This is a genomic window from Anaerolactibacter massiliensis, from assembly GCF_900290205.1.
GTDB lineage: Bacteria > Bacillota_I > Bacilli_A > Erysipelotrichales > Erysipelotrichaceae > Bulleidia > Bulleidia intestinalis.
The window spans coordinates 331000-350355 of record NZ_OLMH01000001.1 but is presented as its reverse complement, the minus strand read 5'-3'; the positions used below and the strand labels follow the sequence as shown (position 1 = coordinate 350355).

Annotated in this window: 21 protein-coding genes; 18 read left to right on the top strand and 3 right to left on the bottom strand. The window is 48.4% G+C overall.

Annotated elements, in window-relative coordinates; translation table 11 throughout:
* Positions 1-63 precede the first annotated feature (63 nt).
* From C7E00_RS01780 to C7E00_RS01720, 13 genes are all read left to right on the top strand, one after another.
* The gene (locus tag C7E00_RS01780) at positions 64-474 is read left to right on the top strand and encodes a DUF3842 family protein (RefSeq protein WP_105302960.1); all 411 of its coding nucleotides are present in this window, start codon (positions 64-66) and stop codon (positions 472-474) included.
* 100 nt (positions 475-574) lie between these two features.
* A complete protein-coding gene (gene cbiM, locus C7E00_RS01775) occupies positions 575-1576 on the top strand; it encodes a cobalt transporter CbiM (RefSeq protein ID WP_105302647.1) in 1002 nt (333 codons plus the stop codon).
* A complete protein-coding gene (locus tag C7E00_RS01770; RefSeq protein ID WP_105302646.1) occupies positions 1573-2376 on the top strand; it encodes an energy-coupling factor transporter transmembrane component T family protein in 804 nt (267 codons plus the stop codon). The genes cbiM and C7E00_RS01770 overlap by 4 nt, the downstream gene beginning before the upstream one ends.
* Positions 2373-3110, top strand: coding sequence for an energy-coupling factor ABC transporter ATP-binding protein (locus C7E00_RS01765; RefSeq protein WP_204378536.1), 738 nt, complete (start codon positions 2373-2375; stop codon positions 3108-3110). Before C7E00_RS01770 ends, C7E00_RS01765 begins: the two co-directional genes overlap by 4 nt.
* Positions 3070-3846: a nickel pincer cofactor biosynthesis protein LarB gene (larB, locus tag C7E00_RS01760; RefSeq protein ID WP_105302645.1), complete on the top strand. Its 777-nt coding sequence runs from the start codon at positions 3070-3072 to the stop codon at positions 3844-3846. Before C7E00_RS01765 ends, larB begins: the two co-directional genes overlap by 41 nt.
* A complete protein-coding gene (gene larC / locus C7E00_RS01755) occupies positions 3843-5057 on the top strand; it encodes a nickel pincer cofactor biosynthesis protein LarC (protein ID WP_105302644.1) in 1215 nt (404 codons plus the stop codon). The genes larB and larC overlap by 4 nt, the downstream gene beginning before the upstream one ends.
* The gene (gene larE / locus C7E00_RS01750; RefSeq protein ID WP_105302643.1) at positions 5054-5869 is read left to right on the top strand and encodes an ATP-dependent sacrificial sulfur transferase LarE; all 816 of its coding nucleotides are present in this window, start codon (positions 5054-5056) and stop codon (positions 5867-5869) included. The genes larC and larE overlap by 4 nt, the downstream gene beginning before the upstream one ends.
* A gap of 34 nt (positions 5870-5903) precedes the next feature.
* Positions 5904-6434 carry a TetR/AcrR family transcriptional regulator gene (locus C7E00_RS01745; RefSeq protein WP_105302642.1) on the top strand — a complete coding sequence of 177 codons (531 nt, stop codon included), beginning with the start codon at positions 5904-5906 and terminating at the stop codon, positions 6432-6434.
* A 210-nt stretch (positions 6435-6644) separates the two neighbouring features.
* Positions 6645-7928, top strand: coding sequence for a nickel-dependent lactate racemase (gene larA / locus C7E00_RS01740; RefSeq protein ID WP_105302641.1), 1284 nt, complete (start codon positions 6645-6647; stop codon positions 7926-7928).
* Positions 7929-7930: 2 nt separating this feature from the next.
* Positions 7931-8254 carry a UxaA family hydrolase gene (locus C7E00_RS01735; RefSeq protein WP_105302640.1) on the top strand — a complete coding sequence of 108 codons (324 nt, stop codon included), beginning with the start codon at positions 7931-7933 and terminating at the stop codon, positions 8252-8254.
* Positions 8251-9414, top strand: a complete 1164-nt coding sequence (locus C7E00_RS01730; RefSeq protein ID WP_105302639.1) for a UxaA family hydrolase — start codon at positions 8251-8253, stop codon at positions 9412-9414. The genes C7E00_RS01735 and C7E00_RS01730 overlap by 4 nt, the downstream gene beginning before the upstream one ends.
* A gap of 27 nt (positions 9415-9441) precedes the next feature.
* Positions 9442-10902, top strand: a complete 1461-nt coding sequence (locus C7E00_RS01725) for a GntP family permease (RefSeq protein WP_105302638.1) — start codon at positions 9442-9444, stop codon at positions 10900-10902.
* Between the two features lie 85 nt (positions 10903-10987).
* The gene (locus tag C7E00_RS01720) at positions 10988-11659 is read left to right on the top strand and encodes a GntR family transcriptional regulator (protein ID WP_105302637.1); all 672 of its coding nucleotides are present in this window, start codon (positions 10988-10990) and stop codon (positions 11657-11659) included.
* 12 nt (positions 11660-11671) lie between these two features.
* Here the strand turns inward: C7E00_RS01720 and C7E00_RS01715 are convergent, their stop codons facing one another.
* The 3 genes from C7E00_RS01715 to C7E00_RS01705 form a co-directional block, all read right to left on the bottom strand.
* A complete protein-coding gene (locus C7E00_RS01715; RefSeq protein ID WP_105302636.1) occupies positions 11672-12211 on the bottom strand; it encodes a hypothetical protein in 540 nt (179 codons plus the stop codon).
* Positions 12208-13449: a glycerate kinase type-2 family protein gene (locus C7E00_RS01710; RefSeq protein ID WP_105302635.1), complete on the bottom strand. Its 1242-nt coding sequence runs from the start codon at positions 13447-13449 to the stop codon at positions 12208-12210. Before C7E00_RS01710 ends, C7E00_RS01715 begins: the two co-directional genes overlap by 4 nt.
* 177 nt (positions 13450-13626) lie before the next feature.
* A complete protein-coding gene (locus tag C7E00_RS01705) occupies positions 13627-14226 on the bottom strand; it encodes a bifunctional 4-hydroxy-2-oxoglutarate aldolase/2-dehydro-3-deoxy-phosphogluconate aldolase (RefSeq protein WP_105302634.1) in 600 nt (199 codons plus the stop codon).
* Between the two features lie 232 nt (positions 14227-14458).
* Between C7E00_RS01705 and C7E00_RS01700 the strand changes: the two genes are divergently transcribed.
* The 5 genes from C7E00_RS01700 to C7E00_RS01680 all read left to right on the top strand — a co-directional run bounded on the left by C7E00_RS01700 (position 14459) and on the right by C7E00_RS01680 (position 19354).
* The gene (locus tag C7E00_RS01700; RefSeq protein ID WP_105302633.1) at positions 14459-15580 is read left to right on the top strand and encodes a DgaE family pyridoxal phosphate-dependent ammonia lyase; all 1122 of its coding nucleotides are present in this window, start codon (positions 14459-14461) and stop codon (positions 15578-15580) included.
* A gap of 161 nt (positions 15581-15741) precedes the next feature.
* Entirely contained in the window at positions 15742-17514 is a 1773-nt protein-coding gene (locus tag C7E00_RS01695; protein WP_105302632.1) for a BglG family transcription antiterminator, read from the top strand.
* Position 17515: 1 nt separating this feature from the next.
* The gene (locus C7E00_RS01690; protein WP_105302631.1) at positions 17516-18634 is read left to right on the top strand and encodes an amidohydrolase/deacetylase family metallohydrolase; all 1119 of its coding nucleotides are present in this window, start codon (positions 17516-17518) and stop codon (positions 18632-18634) included.
* Positions 18635-18707: 73 nt separating this feature from the next.
* Positions 18708-18980, top strand: a complete 273-nt coding sequence (locus tag C7E00_RS01685) for a hypothetical protein (RefSeq protein WP_135358129.1) — start codon at positions 18708-18710, stop codon at positions 18978-18980.
* Positions 18977-19354 carry an SFCGS family glycine-rich protein gene (locus C7E00_RS01680; RefSeq protein WP_105302629.1) on the top strand — a complete coding sequence of 126 codons (378 nt, stop codon included), beginning with the start codon at positions 18977-18979 and terminating at the stop codon, positions 19352-19354. The genes C7E00_RS01685 and C7E00_RS01680 overlap by 4 nt, the downstream gene beginning before the upstream one ends.
* Positions 19355-19356: the final 2 nt, after the last annotated feature.

Sequence of the window (19356 nt, the reverse complement as noted above, 5' to 3'; positions counted from 1 at the left end):
GTATAATAGCCTTACTGTATGAATACAGGAGCGGCATCTGAAGATGCCGGGAGAACAATCGGAATGAAGATACTGGTAATTGACGGCCAGGGCGGAGGCATCGGGAAGGCCCTCGTTTCCTCATTGAAGACAAAACTTCCTGAGGCAGAAGTGATCGCAGTAGGAACCAACAGCCGGGCAGCTGAAGCAATGCTCAAGGCTGGTGCAGATCACGCCGCAAGCGGAGAGAACTCCGTGATCGTCTGTTCCAGAGAAGCAGATTTTATTCTCGGTCCCATCGGCATCGTCATCGCAGATGCGATGTATGGCGAGATCACTGCAGAAATGGCCGCAGCCATCGGCAGAAGCCGGGCAAAGCGGATTCTGATTCCGATGCATCATTGCGATAATACGGTTGCCGGAGTAGAAGACTATTCCATCAGCCATTTAGTCAGCGAAGCAGTCAATCTGATTCTCGCTGATCTCAATCACTGAAAAACAGGAAACGGCAGAAGCCGCGGATCGGTATATCACGAAGGTATGCGCTGAATGATGGTGCATGCCTTTTTGCGCCTATGAAAGGGGAACACAGATCATGCATATTCCGGAGAATTATCTCAGTCCTTCCACCTGCGCAGTTATGACTGCAGCCATGGTACCCGTGTGGATCCACTCAGTCAGAAAAGTCAGAACAGAACTCCCGAAAGAAAAAGTCTCCATGATCGGCGTCGGCGCCGCTTTCTCATTTGTGGCGATGATGTTCAATGTTCCGCTTCCTGGCGGAACGACCGGACATGCGGTGGGAGGAACACTCATTGCAATTCTGCTCGGACCTGAAGCAGCCTGTATTGCCGTATCGGTTGCTCTGCTCCTGCAGGCATTGCTGTTCGGAGATGGGGGAATTCTTTCCTTCGGGGCAAACTGCTTCAATATGGCCTTCGTGCTGCCATTTCTCGGCTATGCCATCTATAAGTCTCTGACAAAAGGAGAAGTCAGCCAGAAGCGCAGGCTCTTTGCGGCAGGACTTGGTTCCTATGCCGGCATCAACGCTGCCGCCTTCTGTGCAGCGATCGAGTTCGGAATCCAGCCTGCATTATTCCATGACACTGCCGGCCAGGCTCTGTACTGCCCGTATGGTCTTTCTATTTCCATTCCGGCTATGATGATCGGTCACCTTACGATCTTCGGATTAGCAGAAATCATCTTCACAGCCGGCGTGCTTGCCTTCGTGCTCCGCACGTCCCCCGACCTCGTAAAGAATTCTTCTGTCACCGTTTCCGAAACGAAGCCGCTCTATGCATTATTAAGTACATTGATCGTTCTCGTCCCGCTGGGACTCCTTGCGGAAGGAACTGCATGGGGAGAATGGGGAGCAGAAGAGATTTCCTCAGATGCCAGTGCAGGAACTGTCCTCGGCTATACCCCTGCAGGCATGACCAATGGATTTGAGCTCAGCACTCTATTCCCGGATTATTCCGTTTCCGGTCTTCCGGATGCGTTCGGCTATATCGTCTCAGCTGTGATCGGAGTCGCCCTCCTGATCATCATCTTCCGCCTCGCAGCGAATACCAGAAAGGAACCTGCGTACTCGAAATGAGTACTTCTCTTCCGGAATGGATAAAAGAAGAGACTCGTCCTGTGACCGTAAAAGGCCAGGACGGTTTTCTCACGCACTCCCTCCTGGAATTCTGCCGTCTGTTCCGGAAGATCGATCTCAATAAACAATCTTCAGATACGAAAGCCCATGCCGGCATCAAACTGCTTGCGGCATTTGTCCTGATTCTGCTGATCGCATTGTCTCCGGCTTTCTATTTCACGCTGACCGTCGCGGCCGCGTTCTTACTGTTTCTGAGCTTTCAGCGGATTGAGATTCTGAAAGATGTGATTGAAAGTGCTGCCGGAGCTGCATTCCTGTCATTCATGATAATGTTCCCAGCATATTTTCTTTCCGGTTCCATGGCATTTATCACAATCACCGTCAAAGTATTTCTGTCGGTCGGAATGCTTTCCTATGTTTCGGTTTCTTCGCCATGGAATCAGCTGACTGCGTCGCTGAACCGGATTCATATTCCTTCCATTGTGGTATTCATTCTGGATCTGACGCTGCGCTATATCGAGCTGCTCGGCAGAAAGGCAGAAGAAATGCTCACTGCTCTGCAGTTAAGAAACCTCTCCAGAAGCAGAGATCATCAGAAAAGCTTTTCCGGAATTCTCGGAACTCTGTTTCTGAAGGCAGCAGACTACGGTCACCAGACTTCTGATGCCATGGAGTGCAGGCTGTATGATGGCACGATTCATTCCAGCAAGCCCGAGAAACTGAATCGCTATGACGTATTCCTCTTAGCAATCCTGATTCTCTATGTATTCCTGTTTTTCTATTCAGAAAGGCCTTTATGAGCGAAGAACTGATCCGTCTGGAACATGTTTCCTATCACTATGAAGAAATTCCTGCCCTGGCAGATCTTTCCTGTTCTATCTCTAAGGGAGAATGCATCGGAATCGCTGGCGACAACGGATGCGGGAAGACGACCCTGCTGAAGCTTCTGAACGGGCTTCTGTTTCCGGATCATGGATCCTGGACCTTCCTGGGCCAGGAAATCAATGCGTCCAGCATGAAGAATCAGAAAGTCGCAAGGACACTGCACGCTTCCATCGGCTATGTGTTTCAGAACCCTGAAGTGCAGCTATTCTGCGGCAGCGTAGAAGAAGAGATTGCCTTCGGGCCAAGACAGCTCGGATTATCCCAAGCAGAAGTAAAGAAACGCACTGATGATGTCATGAAGATGATCGGACTGGAGAATCTTGCTTCAAGACCGCCTTATCATCTCAGCGGCGGAGAGCAGAAGAAGACTGCCTTAGCCTGTGTGCTGTCCATGAATCCGGAAGTTCTGATTCTTGATGAACCATTGAATGGACTGGATCGGAAATCAAGAGAATGGATGCTCAGCTTCCTGACACAATGGAAGCATGCAGGAAAGACCCTATTGATCTCAAGTCATGATGAAACACTTCTCCGTCTCATTCCGGAACGGATCATCGAACTCAGCGAATCTCATACCATCATCTATGATGGACCAAAGGAGGACTGGCATGAATCAGAAAGAACTGAAACAGCTTCTGGAAACTTATAAAGCAGGAGAAATCTCGGAAGACGATGTTCTGCTGAAACTGAAAGAAGCGCCTTATGAAGACCTTGGCTTTGCTAAGCTGGATCGTCATCGGGCATTAAGACAGGGACAGGCAGAAGTCATCTATGGTGCAGGCAAGACCGGAGAGCAGATCCGCCTGCTGGCAGAACGCGCATGGCAGGATAGACAGAAAACCATTCTGGTCACACGAATGAATCAGGAGAAGAAAGACCTGATTGCCGCAAGCAATCCTCCCTATGAGATTCATTACAATGAGCTTGCCGAAGCAGCAGTATTCGGGGAAATTCCGGAGCCGGATGGACTTGGAAAGATTGTCGTCGCAACCGGCGGAACAAGCGATCAGAAAGCTGCAGAAGAAGCAGTGCTGACGTGTGAGGCATTCGGCAATGAAACAGTTCGTCTCTATGATGTAGGCGTTGCCGGACTGCACAGACTGTTAAGCAATCTGGATATTCTGATGTCAGCAAATGCGGTCATCGCATTGGCTGGCATGGAAGGAGCACTTGCCAGTGTGATCGGCGGGCTGGTGGATTGTCCGGTCATTGCAGTCCCGACCAGTGTCGGCTATGGTGCTTCATTCCACGGGCTCTCAGCACTTCTGTCCATGCTGAATTCCTGCGCGAGCGGAGTAAGTGTCGTGAATATCGATAACGGATTCGGGGCTGCCTATCAGGCAAGCATGATCAATCATCCGAAATATCTGGGAGGCAATCAATGAAGACGTTGTATCTGGAGTGCAATATGGGTGCGGCCGGAGATATGCTGGCGGGTGCCCTGCTGGATCTGCTCAGCGAGCAAGAACAGAATGAAATTCTGAATCAGCTCAACAGCCTCGGCCTCGAAGGAGTTTCTGTTTCTCTGGAATCAAGCACGAAGTGCGGCATTGCCGGAAAGCATTTCCATGTGCTCGTAAATGGAGAAGAAGAGAAGAGCCATGACGTTCATGACCATTCCGATCATGATCATCATAACGAAGCACAGGAACATCATCATGCCTCGATGGAATCCATTGAAGATACCGTCCGTTCATTCCCGCTGCGGGATGAAGTGAAAGACAATGTGATGAAGGTATATCAGCTGATTGCAGAGGCAGAAAGCCATGCCCATCAGATGCCCGTATCAGAGATTCATTTCCATGAAGTAGGCATGAAGGATGCCATCATGGACATCACTGCTGTCTGTCTATTGATGCATACCATCCATGCAGAACAGGTGATCATCTCTCCGATCAATACCGGCTATGGCGAAGTCCGCTGCATGCATGGAATCGTTCCGGTCCCTGCTCCTGCGGCCGAATATCTGCTGAGAGGAATTCCGACTTATTCCATGGAGAAGTTCAGAGGAGAACTCTGCACCCCTACCGGTGCTGCATTGCTGAAGGCGTTTGCGTCTTCCTTTGGTTCCAGACCGATCATGACCATTGAGCAGACTGGTTACGGAATGGGTGAAAAAGACTTTGAAGCTGCTAATTGCGTTCGGGCATTCCTTGGTGAAGATCAGACCGAAAGCAGGAACCAGAAGATTGAGAAACTCGAAACCAACATTGATGACATGACTGGCGAAGAGATCGGGTTTGCGATGGAACGGTTATTTGAAGCTGGAGCGAGAGATGTGTTCATCACTCCGATCTTCATGAAGAAAAACCGACCAGCTTATCTCTTATCCGTGCTATGCCATCCGAAGGATGAGGAAACGATTCTGCAATGTATCTTCCGCTATACGACGACCCTCGGAGTGAGGTATCAGCTGATGGACCGGGCAGTACTGAAACGCAGCCAGGAACCGATCTTTGTGAAAGACGGAACGATCCGGAAGAAGAATGCTTCCGGATACGGAATTGAGAAGTCCAAGATGGAGTATGACGATGTTGCAGAGATTGCGCGGAAGAACGGAAAGACCCTCTGGGAAGTAAAGGACGAAGCAGAATGAATACCGAAGAGAAACGAGCCGAGCTTCATCGCATCCTGAAAGAAGCAGGCAGTGCTGCCATCGCATTTTCCGGAGGAGTAGATTCGACTTATCTTCTGAAAGAAGCACACGAAGTACTGAAAGACCGGATGATTGCGTATACCGCAGAATCTCCGTTCTTCCCTTCCTGGGAGAACGAGGAGGCCATTGCCTTCTGCAAGGAAGATGGAATTCCTCATAAACTTCTCAAGTTCGATATTCTGAGCGTGCCAGGAGTTTCAGAGAATCCCTCTGACCGCTGCTATCTCTGCAAGCACGCCCTCTTCTCTGCCCTGAAGAGCCAGGCAGAAGCAGACGGCTTTGCCTGCGTGATGGAAGGAACGAACCTGGATGACCTCGGCGACTACCGGCCTGGACTGAAGGCATTGGCAGAACTCGGAATCCGCAGTCCGCTGAAAGAAGCTGGTCTTCATAAGCAGGAGATCCGAGTCCTTTCTGAAGAACAGCATCTTCCGACCTGGAACAAGCCATCGTTTGCCTGCCTGGCTTCCCGGATTTCCTATGGAGAAGAAATCACGGAAGAAAAGCTTCATATGGTTGAAGCAGGAGAGACCTTTCTTTTGAAGAAGGGATTCACTCAGGTGCGTGTCCGAGTTCATGGATCCCTAGCCAGAATTGAAGTGCTCCCGGAGGAGATGGATCGCTTCCAGGATGAAGCCCTGCGTAAGGAAACTGCTGAAGTGCTGAAGCAGGCAGGATTTGCCTATGTATCCATGGATCTGGAAGGATTCAATAGCGGCAGTATGAATCGGGTACTCAAGAACCACGAGTGATTCAGCAGTCAGATTTCGAACTATAATAAGGGTAATGAACACCGATCAGAAAATACAGAAAGCTTTCCTGCAGCTGATCCGGAAATATCATTTCTCTGAGATTACCGTGACCATGCTGTGCCAGGAAGCAGGAATCAGCCGTACCAGTTTCTATAAGCACTTCAGCAATACCGCCGAGGTTCTCGACGAAGTTCTGGAGACGCTGTTTTCAGAGGTGGATGGCGTGCAGACAGAACTGCTTGGCTTTAAGGCAGCTGAGAAAGTCCCGCTCTGTGTTTTCGTGCGTTCCCATCCGGAGTACCGCAACCTCTTCACGGATGATGCCATCATTCATACCGTGATCCGCAAATTCGTATCGATGAACCGGAAAGAATATCTGGAAGTCATGCATCAGAAGGTTTCTTCCACGGACAGTGAGCTGGTAGGTCTTCTCTACTTCCAGCTGAATGGCTGCATGCATGCAACCCGCCACATGATCAGCCGCAGCGACGAAGAATGGGCAGCCAACAAGAAGAATATAGATAGCTTCATCATCAGCGGATTTGAGAATCTGCCGAGAAAGTAACTGGATTTCTGATCTTCAGAAATGCCTGCATTCCCTGCATCCATGATTTATGCATGTGACATAAAAGCCTTGATGAAAGGTTTTTTCATATTACTTGAAGTCTGATGTTTGCACAATCCCGATTTGTGTAACCCCTTACATATTGAAACTGATTCTTCCGAATGCTTTACTATGTGTAGATTGTATACATCATACACATCAGGAGGAATCATGAAGACCATTGAAATTCCGTATTACACCTCCCATATGGAGCTGCATGTTGACGAAAAGAATCTGAAAGCAGTAATCCGCGCCAAGATGCATGAATTCAGAACAGAGAAGACCGAAACGGAAATCGTGAAAGAAGCGATGGACAATCCGATCGGAACGCCGAAGCTGGAAGAACTTGCCAAGGGCAAGAAGAAAGTCGTCATCGTGACCAGCGATCATACCCGGGCAGTCCCGAGTAAGATCACCCTTCCGCTGGAACTTGCTGCAATCCGCAAAGGTAATCCGGATGCGGATATCACGATTCTGATTGCGACTGGTCTGCATCGGCCTACCACCGAAGAAGAACAGCGCCGGATGTTCGGCGATGAGATCGTCGATCATGAGAAGATCGTGGTCAACAAAGCTTTTGAACCGGATCAGTTCGTGATGATGGGCGTGCTTCCGTCCGGAGCAGAGTTCCATGTCAACAAGCTCGCGGCAGAGGCTGATCTGCTGATTACCGAAGGGTTTATTGAGCCTCACTTTTTTGCCGGCTTCTCCGGCGGCAGAAAGAGCATACTGCCTGGTGTCTGCTCGGCTGAGACGGTCAATGAGAATCATTCTTACAAAGCCATTGCGAGTCCTTATGCAAAGACCGGTGTCCTCGAACATAATCCGATTCACGAAGACATGGTCAGAGCTGCCCGCATGGTGAATGTGCAGTATATCCTGAACGTCGCATTGAATGCAGAGAAGAAAGTCATTGCCGCATGGGCAGGCGATCTGGAGCAGGCACATGCGGAGGGCGTTGCCTTCATCCGCAAGTGGAGCCAGTGCGAAAGCATCACCGGTGACATCGTCGTGACTTCCAATGGCGGCTATCCGCTGGATCAGAACCTGTATCAGAGTCCGAAAGCTGTCGCAACGGCTGAGGCATGTGCAGGCGATGATGGAGTTATCATCATGTGCTGCAGCTGTGTGGACGGCATGGGCGGAACGCATTTTGCAGAGCTGATCCGCATGGGCACGCCGGAAGAGATTGATGCGTATCTCTCGAAGATTCCTTCCAAGGAAACGATCCCGGAGCAGTGGTGTCCGCAGATCTATGCCCGCATTCTGCATAAGCACAAGATGATTCTGGTTTCCAAGCTTGATGAGGAAACAGTCCGGGCTTGCAATATGATTCCTGCGAAGTCTGCAGATGAAGCACTGAAGATTGCGCTTGAAATGAAAGGCCAGGATGCCAGCGTAGTTGTGATTCCGGACGGCGTCAGCGTTCTGGCAGTAGCACCGGAGGGAAAGTAAGCATGGCAGAAGAAAAGAAAATCGCCCTGAAGGTCAATGACAAAGATAATGTCGCAACGATCTTCGCAAACGGCATCACAGACGGAATGGTTGTAGAAGTACGCGATCCGAGAGGAAACATGGAAGAGGTTAAGGTCATCGGCGATATTCCGTATGGCCACAAGATCGCTCTGAAGCCGATTCATAAAGGCGAGCTGATCATCAAGTACGGAGAAGAGATTGGCATGGCAAGTGCCGATATCGTAAAAGGCGAATACGTGCATGTGCATAATCTTGAAAGCATGCGCGGCAGAGGAGACTGGGAAAAAGGAGGCAGAAAGGAATGAAATGGTATGGCTATCGCAGACCGGATGGGTCTGTGGGTTCCAGAAATTATGTTGCCATCATTCCGTCGGTGACATGTGCCAATGATGTGGCGAATGCGATTGCCCATGAAGTTCAAGGAACCGTTGTCTACCTGCATCATCAGGGATGCTGCCAGCTGCCGCCAGATCTTGATCGGGTCACGGAAACGCTGATCTCCCTTGGCAAGAGTCCGAATGTCGGGGCAGTTCTGATTGTCTCTCTCGGCTGCGAGGGCACCGACCATGAACGCATGTACAAGGAACTGAAGGCAACCGGAAAGCCGGTAGAGATCATCCATATCCAGGAACTCGGCGGTGTTTCCAAGGCAATTCAGGCCGGTACGGATATTGCCAGAAAGCTTGTCATTGAGATCTCCGGCATGCAGCGTACCGAAGCAGATATGAGTGAGATTGTCATGGCGATCAAGTGCGGCGCCAGCGATACCACGAGCGGTATGGCCAGCAACTGCGTGATCGGCTATGTGGCAGATCATCTGGTAGACCTTGGAGCAACGGTCATCTTCGGAGAAACGACCGAGTTCCTCGGCGGCGAGCATCTGCTTGCCCGCAGAGCGGTCAACAAGCAGGTCGCCGATAAGATCTATGAGATCGTCAACAACATGGAGACACGGGCAAAGAGTGTCGGCTGCGATATGCGCAGGGGCCAGCCGACGCCAGGCAATATTGCCGGCGGTCTGTCGTCCATTGAAGAGAAGAGTCTCGGCGCAATTGTGAAAAGCGGAAGCCGCCCGATTCAGGGCGTGCTGGAGTATCCGGAACATGTCACAACTCAGAAGGGGCTGTGGATCAAGGATACACCGGGGCGGGAACCTGAGATCCTGACCGGAATGGCAGCTACCGGAGCACAGTTCATGTGCTTCTCTACCGGCAGAGGTGCCCCGCAGGGCTTTCCGAGCATGCCTGTAATCAAGATCTGCGGAAATCCGAACACTTATGAACGGATGCAGAACGACATGGATCTGAATGCAGGACTGATCATTACCGGCGAAAAGACAATTGAGCAGGTCGGAGAAGAAGCGATCGCAAAGCTGGTCCGCGTCCTGAATGGAGAAATGACCAAGAACGAAGCGATCCAGTACTTCTCAGCCATCGATATTCACTGTCTCGGCCCGGTCATCTGATCGAAAACAAGGAGGATAGAATCATTTATGAATCCAGTATTAGCGATGATCATCGGCATCGTGATCATGATGGTGCTGATTATCAAGACAAGACTTCACCCATTCCCGGCAATGATTATTTCGGCAATTCTGATTGCCATTCTCTCCGGAAATGCACTGCTGGTCGGAACCGGCAATGAGGGCGGCAGCCTTCTGAGCGTTGCGATCTCCACCGTTACCTCAGGCTTCGGCGGAACGATGACCAGTATCGGCATCGTGATCGGCCTTGGCTGCATCATGGGCATCTTCCTTGAGAAGAGCGGTGCGGCAAAGCGCATGGCCCTCAGCATTCTCAAGGTCGTCGGCGTCAAGCGTGCTGATGTCGTGCTCGGCCTTACCGGTTTCGTAGTTTCCATTCCGGTATTCTGCGACAGCGGCTTCGTCATCCTGTCGTCTCTGGCAAAGGAATTCTCCCGTCTGACCAAGAAGTCCATGGTTCAGCTGGGCGGCATTCTCGGAATGGGGCTCTATATTACTCACTTCATGGTTCCGCCTACCCCAGGACCTCTGGCGGTTGTTTCGACCTTCCAGAATGAAGGAATCAATATCGATCTTGGAATCTTCATTCTCTGCGGTCTTGCCTTCTCAGTTCCGCTGTTCATCTTCTCTGTGTATCTCTTCCGCTATTACGGAAAGAAGTATGAAGGAAAGTTCGTAGTGCCGGAAGAAATCGATCCGAGCAAGTATACGGAAGCACAGTATGCGGTTCTGCAGAAGATTTCAAAGAAGCTTGACAGCGGCAAGGAACTGGAAAACAACGATTTCGAAGAACTCCTCACCACAGAGAAACTCCCTGGAGCCGGAATCTCCTTCCTGATTCTTCTGCTGCCGGTATTCCTGATTCTCGCAAATACGATCGTTTCCCAGACCGCAATGAAAACTTCCATGTTCGGTCAGATCATCACTTTCCTCGGCAATCCGGTGATCGCATTATTCCTCTCCGTATGTCTCGGTGCATTCTGCCTGACCGAAGGCAAGACAAACAAGGAAATCCAGGGCATGATGGGCGACGCCCTCAAAGATGCAGGCCCGATTGTATTCATCACTGCTGCTGGCGGAGCTCTCGGTGCGGTCGTCAAAGCAACCGGGGCTGCTCAGATCATGGCTCAGGGCATTGTCAATGCAGGCGTGCTTCCGATCCTGGTACCGCTCCTGATCGGAACAATCATGAGATTCCCGCAGGGATCCGGAACTACTGCGATGATTACCGGTTCGGCAATCATCGCTCCGATGCTTGGTACTCTGAGCATCAATCCGTATCTTGCCGGAATGGCTCTCTGCCTTACTACGATGTGCCCGTCCTTCCTGAATGACTCCTACTTCCATGTAGTAACGAACTTCTCAGGGCTGGATATCAACACCTCTCTGAAGACCTGGACCATCAGCACAATCCTGGTGCCGTTATTCGGTTCCGTGCTGCTGATCATCCTGAGTCTCTTCATACACTGAGTTTCACCCGGACTGCATGGATGCTTTTCTCAGGAAGCATCCATGCAGTTTTCGTTTCCTTTGGTGTATCATATCCTTGTAGCTTATGAAACAGATCACAACCATCAGCCAGCAGGCTTACGAAATCATCAAAGAAGATATTTTTTCCGGCCGCTATCCATCCGGAACGTGGCTGCAGGAAAAGACGATTGCCGAAGAACTCGGCATCAGCCGCTCTCCGGTGCGCGAAGCTCTTCGCATGTTAGCAGCGGACGGCATCGCTACCGTCACCCCAAATAAAGGCATCTTCGTCAGAACCTATACGCCGAAGGATATCGAGAACATCTTCGAAGTCCGGGAAGCCATTGAGAACTACGCAATGATCCACACGGATTCCGAAGTCATCCTTTCACATCAGAAAGAACTCGAAGACGAAATCAGACAATTTCAGAAACTGCATAAGAGCGGAGACCTCGAAGCATATATCCGTCTTGATGCACAGTTCCATCATCAGATCGTTGAGATGAATTCCAATGATCTCATGACCGCGCTCTATGAGAAAGCAGAAAACCAGAATCATCAGTTCCGCATCATTTCTCTTACCAGCAAGAAGCGGTTCGATGAATCCGAGCAGGAACATTCCGAGATCCTCGAGAATCTTCTGAACGGCAGAAAAAAAGACGCCTGCAAAGTCAATTCCAGGCATCTTGCCCTGGCCAGAGACCAGGTCATTGATCATCTGCGCGAACAGGCAGAAAACGAGAAAGCCAGCGAGTGAGCTGGTTTTCTTTCATGAAACCGGAAACTGATACGAATTCTTCTGTTTCTCAATCTCATGATTCAGAAACAGAATGATGTTTGCTGCAGCCCACGCACATCCCATCAATGCAGAAACATTCACCTTCTTCAGTGCCAGCCACAGAATCAATCCCATCACTGCTCCGAAGCAGATGCCTTCTAAGATCTGAATCATGAGTGCACTGCGCTTCACAGTCACCATATGACCATGGAACTCTGCACTCCACCCGCTCTTCCATGCCAGAACTGAGATCAGATCTCTGCAGATGCAGAGATCAATTTCTGCCTGGATCCTGGAAGGAATTCTCTCGGCGGTCCACTCTTTTCCGCACTGATACTGATGGTCTTCTGCCTGGAATGCATAACATGCCTTCAGGTTTTCCTTCAGATAGACTGCATATACCGGAAGCTTCCTGGATACTGCCTCTCTGCACAGATCTTCCCGCTTGCCGAGATCCGTTTCCACATCCTTCTCAATTCTCGTTCCCTTTGAAACCCGGAAGATCCGGTATTCTCCTGCTGTTCCGATCATGATGCCTGCCTCCGGATCAGAAGAACGGTCAGATCATTGACATTGGTCCCTGTAGGTCCTGTAATCACAAGACCGCCCGCTTTCTTCAGGGCATGGTAGCTGTCATTCTCCGCAAGCACTTGCGGAATCAGAATACCCTGTTCCTTCAGCATCGCACACGTATGCTCATCCGCAATTCCCCCTGCCGCATCCGTAGGACCATCCGTTCCGTCACTGCCGATGGAGAAGATGCAGGTATCTCTGCAGTCACGGATTCCTTCTGCTGCAGAAAGCACCAGCTCCTGGTTCCTTCCGCCTTTTCCCGAACCATGCAGATGAACAATCGTCTCTCCGCCGAGAATCCAGGCTGTCGAACGCTCAATGTTCTGATGATCTCTTGCAATAGATGCCAGGAAGCTTCCAGCCTCCTTTGCTTCGCAATTCAGCGAAGCAGTCAGGAAAACCGGCTCATAGCCAAGTTCCCGGCACTTCTTCTCTGCGCTTCTGCACAGCTGCTTCACGCTGCCGGTAATCCTGGTCTCCACATAATCCAGCTTCTTCGGCGTCTCGACCTCCAGAAGACTCCATGCTTTCTTAGACAGATTCAGCGCATATTTCTTTGCAATGGCAAGTGCTTCCTCACACGTATGCGAATCCGGATATGCAGGTCCGGAAGCGATCGAATCCAGCGGATCGCCGATGATATCAGAAAGCACGATCGAGAAGACTCTTGCCGGTCTGCACTTCTCAGCAAACTTCCCGCCCTTCACGTCAGAAAGGCGCTTGCGGATGATATTGATCTCTGTAATATCTGCTCCGCAGGCAAGCAGCTGTTTTGTGATATCCTGCAGTTCTTCCGGCGAAATCAGCGGATCTTCAAACAGTGCACTGCCTCCTCCGGAAACCAGAAGCAGTACCAGATCTTCCGGTTTCAGACCGCTGACCAGCTGTTCTGCTTTTCTGGTGGCAGAAAAGCTGTTCTCATCCGGGACCGGATGACCTGCCTCATAGCATTGTACCTGCGGAATCTCTTTCTGCACATGTCCGTACTTCGTGATGCAGATACCTTCGCTGATGCGATCCTGAAGCACGCTCTCTGCTGCTTCCGACATAGACCAGGCTGCTTTTCCGAAGGCAACCAGAATGATTCTTCCGGATACGTCCGGAAGTTCCTTCAATGCCCGTTTCACTGCTTCATCCGGTCTTGCTTCATGCAATGCAGTCCGGATGATCTGCATCGCTTCTTCCTGAATGATCATAGACAAACTGCTCCTATATCAGTATTTTAGAACATTCCTGCATGAAGGAATACCAGGATGGACACTCCTGCAAAAGATGTTCACGCCAGATCTTTTCGCCTGTTCTGCATTGGTAACAGTTTACAAGAAATCTTCAAGATTCACCTGTGGTATTGTCAATGAAACAGCTATACGCAATTACAGTGATCTGATATATGACTCAAGCCCGGTCCAGTTTCTGGAATTGAGGAATTCTTCTGGAATGATAAAAGATCCTCCTACTGCAGCAATGTAGCTTTGTTTCAGATAAGACTTGTAATTGTCTAAATTAATTCCTCCCGTGGGAATAAATGTGATATTCGGAAAGGGACCATGAAGAGATTGAATTGTTTTCAGACCCCCATAGCTTTCCGCTGGAAAGAACTTCAGAGTCTGAAAACCATATTCACTTGCTTTCATTACTTCGCCGGGGGTTACGACGCCGGGAAAGTATTCGACGTTCTTTCTGATCGCGGTTTTTGCCACATCTTCTGAAAAACCTGGAGAAATCAGAAATGAAGCTCCTGCTGCAATTGCTTCTTCTGCCTGATGATTAGTCAGAACGGTTCCGGCTCCTACCTGAATGCCATCAATTTCAGAAATAATTCTGATCGCATCTGCTGCATATTCTGAGCGAAAGGCAATTTCAAGCTGTGGGATTCCCGCATGAATAAGAACAGATGCCAAAGGCTTGCAATCTTCTAAGTTCTGAAAAGTCACAAGCGGAAGCAAGCGTCTGTATATTTTCAGATGATTCATGTTTTCAGATCCTCCTGATATTATTTCGAGATTTTAGTATTCGAAAACTTGACTTATGAAAACTGGTTTTGTTCAGATCCTGCTGAATGAAACCAGTTTTCCAGGAAAACCATATATCGTCTGCGACCAGTAAAGAGTTATTGAAAATTGCAGAAGTAGATTTTTTCTGCAGTTTTCGGATGTTGAACCTTTCCTTGAATCAGATGATGATGAACTACGTCAGGGAGGAAGTATGGATAATATTTACAAACAATATGGCCTTTCACCTGTCATTAATGCAGATGGAAGAATGACCGCACTTGGAGTATCAACTATCAGTGACGATGTTGCTGCTGTAATGAAAGAAGCAGCTCAGAACTATGTCGTGATTGATGATCTTTATCGCACAGTTGGTGCAAGACTTGCAGAAGTGCTTCATTGTGAAGATGTATGCCCAACGGAGTCTGCTTCAGCAGGAATCGCTCTTGCTGTAGCGTCGCTGATCTGCGGAAATGATATTGCTAAAGTCAAAACACTTACTCAGACTGCTGCAAAGACCTCAAAGCGCGAGGTCATTCTGCTCCGCGGACAGAATATTGACTTCGGTGCTCCGATCCAGCTCATGATTGAAACCGGCGGGGGCAAAGTAGTCGAAGCAGGGTTTTCCAATGGCTCCACTGCTTCAGATGTAGAAAATGCAATTAACGAGAATACACTTGCGCTATTCTTCGTGAAGAGCCACCATTGCGTCCAGAAAAACATGTTAAGGCCGGAAGAGATGATTGCGATTGCAAAAAAGAATAATCTTCCGATCATTGTTGATGCAAGTGCAGAAGAAGATCTTGAAAGATATTACAAGATGGGAGCAACCTTTGTCTGCTATTCAGGAGCGAAAGCAGTAAGCGGATGCACATCCGGTTTTGTTGAATGCCAAACTCACGAGTATGCAGAAGCGATGCGTCTTCAGTATAAAGGAATAGGCAGAGTGATGAAGATCGGCAAAGAAAACTGCATGGGCTTGCTTGCCGCGGTGACTGCATATCAGAAGAACGGTGGTTATAAGCCAATTGTTTCTACCGATGATCTTAAGGCATTCAATGAGAAAATTGCTAAGATCCCAGGGCTGAGCGCTTCCATTATTCAGGATGAAGCAGGTCGTCAGATTTTCCGCTCCAAGATCACAGTGAAAAAAGAAGAATATGGAATTGATGCAGTTGAGCTGAATAAACGTCTTCATGAAGAGAACCCGAAAATCTATCTTCGCGATCATATGGCAAAGCAAGGATCTCTTGCAGTCGATCCCAGACCGCTTGCCTCAGTAAAAGATCTCGATGAGATTCTGGAAGTTCTGAAGAGAATTCACGAAGGCCGGTGATCTGATCACCTTCTTCCGGCAGCTGCCTGGCAGATTGATTCCGATCATTCCTGATCCTCTAGATTAGATATGGATTTTGCAGAAAAATAAAGTGTACTGCAAGAATCCTGAATGCTTATTCTGATGGACGGCCATTAAACTTTAGACAAAGGAAAAAGAAGTTGAAAAGAAGGCAGATAGAAATTTTGAACAGGATTCTTGAATCACGAGATCCTGTCGCTCTCAATGAATTAATTGCTGAATTCGGCAAAAGCGAACGAAGCATTCGTTATGATATCAAGACTATTCGCGAGGAGCTTGCTGAATACGGCATTTGTCTTGAGAGCAAGAGCGGAGATGGATATTACATAATAGCGACTCAGATCCCAGAATGCATCAATCTGCTTAACTCAGGCAAACTGAATGATGAACAGATTATCAATGAAGATCTGGCGGCTAAGAGCTTCTGTCTCCTATTCGGGAAAGGGGGATACGAAACATTAGATAGTCTGACTCTGAAAGTGAACAGTTCAAAAGGAACGCTGAATAAATCACTGAAAGATTTCAATTCGCAGCATGCCGGGATAAACTTCGAATTCGGCAGAAAGGGAGTAAGGCTCAGCGGCGATGAATATTTCCTTCGGGAAAAAGCGATTCAGTATTCTTCCATTTTATTTCAGAGCTTCACGCTTTCAGATGATGAGAGACAAGGAGTCAATGATGCTGTAAAAAAGGCGAACGAGGCATTTGATGTATGGATTACTGCAAAAGGGTTTCGTGACCTGACTTCCTATTGCGAGGTTTCTCTGATCCGTAAAAAAAACTCAGGCACCACTTATGATACAAAATTCCTGGATCATGATGAAACTCTTTATGCCGCTTTCCTTTTAAAAGAACTCGGAATTGAATCTAACGGCAAAGAGCTTGCATGCATGGTTCGCCACATGATCCATTGCGGAGTTGTGGTGTCAGAAGATGGGATTCTTCAGCAGAAGACAGCAGAAGAAACGGATGGCTTGATTGATCGGATTGAACAAGAATGTCGAAAAAGAGATGTCTGGCTGTCAAAATCAGACCTATCCAGAGATCTGAAGAGACACCTGAATCAGCTTGCGAAATGCCTGGTATATGGAATCGAACCTCCGGAAAATCCGATGCTGATAAACATCAAAACAAACTATCGGGAAGCCTTCGAAATTGCGAAAGATGCTGCCCAAGGATGGAAGTTCTGCGGTGGTCATGAACTGAGTGAAAGTGAAGTCAGCTATGTTGCAATTTATATCTATCAGGATACGCAGCATAAGCCTCATGAATCGAAAAAAGTATTAGTGGTATGTGCTACCGGGAAAGGGTTATCCAGTGTTTTTGCTTCAAAGATTGCTGATCGGTTCCCGGATCTTGAGATAGTTGGCTTAGACAGTGCCTATCATGCCCTATCTGATACCAAAGGGGCTGACTTCATCATTTCGACTGTTCCGATACGGGAAGCCTCTATTCCGGTGGTTGTAGTGACGGCTATGCTGAATGACCTGGATCTTGATCTGATCGATTCCTATGTCCATGGCGGAATTCATCCGAAAAATGCTCCTCTTGAAACCGGCGCATTGAATCCAGCAATTGATTCAGGTGAATTGAAAAAAGCCTCAGAGAGCATCGGAGCTGCATTGCTTGCGTTAATTGACACTTTGAATGATCTTCCGAATGAATTCCATCTGAGTACGGAAGTAATCAATGCCTTGCTGATTCACCTGATCTTTGCAATCCCGAGATGGTGTTCTCCGGATGAGGAAGCAAATGATATGGCAGGAAAGCAACTGTTGAGTTACAGGAAAAAATACCCGGAAATTACAGCATTAATGGATGGCTTCTTCAAGAAGACGGAACAAGTGTTAGGCGTGCAGATCAGTGAAGGAGAAAGGGTAGCATTCTACGTTTATATACTGAGGGGAAACTGATATGAAAAGTGTACTGGTAAAAAATGGACGGCTGATGGTCGACACCAAAAATGATCACATTCTTGATGGAGATATTCTGATCAGAAACGGTGTGATCGAGGAAATTTCCAAGCAGATAGATGAAACGAGAGCTGAAACTGTAATCGATGCTCAGAGTAATTTCGTCAGTCCCGGATTTATCGATATTCATACACATTGTTATCCGATCGGGAAGCTTGGCATGGATCCTGACACACTTGGTATTCAGCGCTGGTCAAGCACAATCTTTGATGCAGGTACTGCCGGGCCGGAAACTTTTGAAGACTTTAAGACAAACTACATTGATAAAGCAAAAACCAAAGTGTTCTCTTTGCTGAATTTATCTAAGCGCGGGATAGAAGTAGGACATGAACTTGATAGTCTTGAAAAACTTGATCCTGATGGCGTCAGAAAACTGGTAAAGAAGTATCCGGATACGATCGTGGGATTAAAAGCAAGAGCATCGCAGTCAGTTGTAGGGAAGATGGGTATTACGCCGATCCGTCTTACCGCTGATCTGGCACATGAATTAGGGATCCCGGTTCTTGTTCATGTCGGGCATTATCCTCCGGCATTAACAGAAGTTCTCGACTGTCTGCAAAGCGGCGACAGTATCACGCATGCTTACCATGGAAAACCTGGCGGATTGATTCAGAATGGACAGATTCTTCCTGAAGCAGTAGCTGCAAGGAAAAGAGGAGTAAAGTTTGATGTCGGCCACGGGGAAGAGAGCTTCTGCTTCAGTACCTATCAGAAAGCATTAGAGCTTGGGTTTGATTGCGATACGATCTCATCTGATCTTCATAAGAGAAACTATAACGGACCGGTTTACAGCAATGTCCTTTGTGTATCAAAGCTGATCAACTGCGGCGAAACGCTTAGCCTTGCGGTCGATAAGGTTACCAGGGCTCCAGCAGAGAATTTTCACCTCAGAAACCTTGGCGTTCTGAAGCAAGGTTATGTTGGCGATGTGTTTATCTTCAGATATGCAGATTGCAGCGAAGATGTGCTTGATTCGATGGGCAACAAACTGCACATGTACAAGAAGATTGAACCAATGAACCTGATTATCAGCAGAGGTGAGGAAAGTGAAATTCTATAAACAGCTGATAGATGAGAAAGCCGGCTCTGATAAAGGCGAGATTCTGAAGGTGGCTTCTGAAATTGAGGAAGAAATGCAGAAACAGGGAATCCATTATTCAGATGATAATTTCGAAAAAGTTGCTGACAACCATGTGGTTGAATTATCAACCAGAGTGGTCAGAGGAAACATGCTCAAGGATGCGGATAATCCTTATGACCAAACGCAGATTACCGCTGATTCCTGGGAAAAAGCAAATGAAGTAAAGGAAAGGCTGAGAAAAGACTGCGGGATTGAATTGACAGGAATTGAAACATTTCTGTTATCAACTCATTTCATGATTAATTCGGAGGAGGCAGGAAAATGAGCTTAACAATTGTAATCGGAACCAGAATGGGCGGAGGCAGCAAGATCAAAGACGGTGCTGAGAAAGCCTTCAAAGATGCTGGGGTAGACGGAAAGGTGATTGTTATTCCGGGAATGGCAGCAGACATGAAGCTGGGAATGACGATGAAACAGAATAATGCTGATCTCGGAATCAGTCAGTGCGGATCCGGCGGCGCTGGTGCAATTACTGCAAGCACTCTGCTTGGATGGAAGCAGAAGAGTCAGCTTGACAGTGCAGAAGCTGCTGCACAGGCAGTTCATGAAGGGTATCGTCTGATCGGCATGAGGTTTAACGATACAGAAGAAGTTGGCTACAAAATCACAGAAGCACTGATCAAAGAAAGCGGAAAATAACC

Excerpts from the sequence above, each read along its gene's own strand:
- cbiM (WP_105302647.1), top strand. The coding sequence starts at position 575 with ATGCATATTCCGGAGAATTATCTCAGTCCTTCCACCTGCGCAGTTATG.
- C7E00_RS01725 (WP_105302638.1), top strand. The coding sequence starts at position 9,442 with ATGAATCCAGTATTAGCGATGATCATCGGCATCGTGATCATGATGGTG.
- C7E00_RS01680 (WP_105302629.1), top strand. The coding sequence starts at position 18,977 with ATGAGCTTAACAATTGTAATCGGAACCAGAATGGGCGGAGGCAGCAAG.
- C7E00_RS01735 (WP_105302640.1), top strand. The coding sequence starts at position 7,931 with ATGGCAGAAGAAAAGAAAATCGCCCTGAAGGTCAATGACAAAGATAAT.
- C7E00_RS01690 (WP_105302631.1), top strand. The coding sequence starts at position 17,516 with ATGAAAAGTGTACTGGTAAAAAATGGACGGCTGATGGTCGACACCAAA.
- C7E00_RS01770 (WP_105302646.1), top strand. The coding sequence starts at position 1,573 with ATGAGTACTTCTCTTCCGGAATGGATAAAAGAAGAGACTCGTCCTGTG.
- C7E00_RS01685 (WP_135358129.1), top strand. The coding sequence starts at position 18,708 with ATGCAGAAACAGGGAATCCATTATTCAGATGATAATTTCGAAAAAGTT.
- C7E00_RS01765 (WP_204378536.1), top strand. The coding sequence starts at position 2,373 with ATGAGCGAAGAACTGATCCGTCTGGAACATGTTTCCTATCACTATGAA.
- larE (WP_105302643.1), top strand. The coding sequence starts at position 5,054 with ATGAATACCGAAGAGAAACGAGCCGAGCTTCATCGCATCCTGAAAGAA.
- C7E00_RS01715 (WP_105302636.1), bottom strand. The coding sequence starts at position 12,211 with ATGATCGGAACAGCAGGAGAATACCGGATCTTCCGGGTTTCAAAGGGA.
- larC (WP_105302644.1), top strand. The coding sequence starts at position 3,843 with ATGAAGACGTTGTATCTGGAGTGCAATATGGGTGCGGCCGGAGATATG.
- C7E00_RS01710 (WP_105302635.1), bottom strand. The coding sequence starts at position 13,449 with ATGATCATTCAGGAAGAAGCGATGCAGATCATCCGGACTGCATTGCAT.
- C7E00_RS01720 (WP_105302637.1), top strand. The coding sequence starts at position 10,988 with ATGAAACAGATCACAACCATCAGCCAGCAGGCTTACGAAATCATCAAA.
- C7E00_RS01730 (WP_105302639.1), top strand. The coding sequence starts at position 8,251 with ATGAAATGGTATGGCTATCGCAGACCGGATGGGTCTGTGGGTTCCAGA.
- C7E00_RS01745 (WP_105302642.1), top strand. The coding sequence starts at position 5,904 with ATGAACACCGATCAGAAAATACAGAAAGCTTTCCTGCAGCTGATCCGG.
- larA (WP_105302641.1), top strand. The coding sequence starts at position 6,645 with ATGAAGACCATTGAAATTCCGTATTACACCTCCCATATGGAGCTGCAT.
- C7E00_RS01780 (WP_105302960.1), top strand. The coding sequence starts at position 64 with ATGAAGATACTGGTAATTGACGGCCAGGGCGGAGGCATCGGGAAGGCC.
- C7E00_RS01700 (WP_105302633.1), top strand. The coding sequence starts at position 14,459 with ATGGATAATATTTACAAACAATATGGCCTTTCACCTGTCATTAATGCA.
- larB (WP_105302645.1), top strand. The coding sequence starts at position 3,070 with ATGAATCAGAAAGAACTGAAACAGCTTCTGGAAACTTATAAAGCAGGA.
- C7E00_RS01705 (WP_105302634.1), bottom strand. The coding sequence starts at position 14,226 with ATGAATCATCTGAAAATATACAGACGCTTGCTTCCGCTTGTGACTTTT.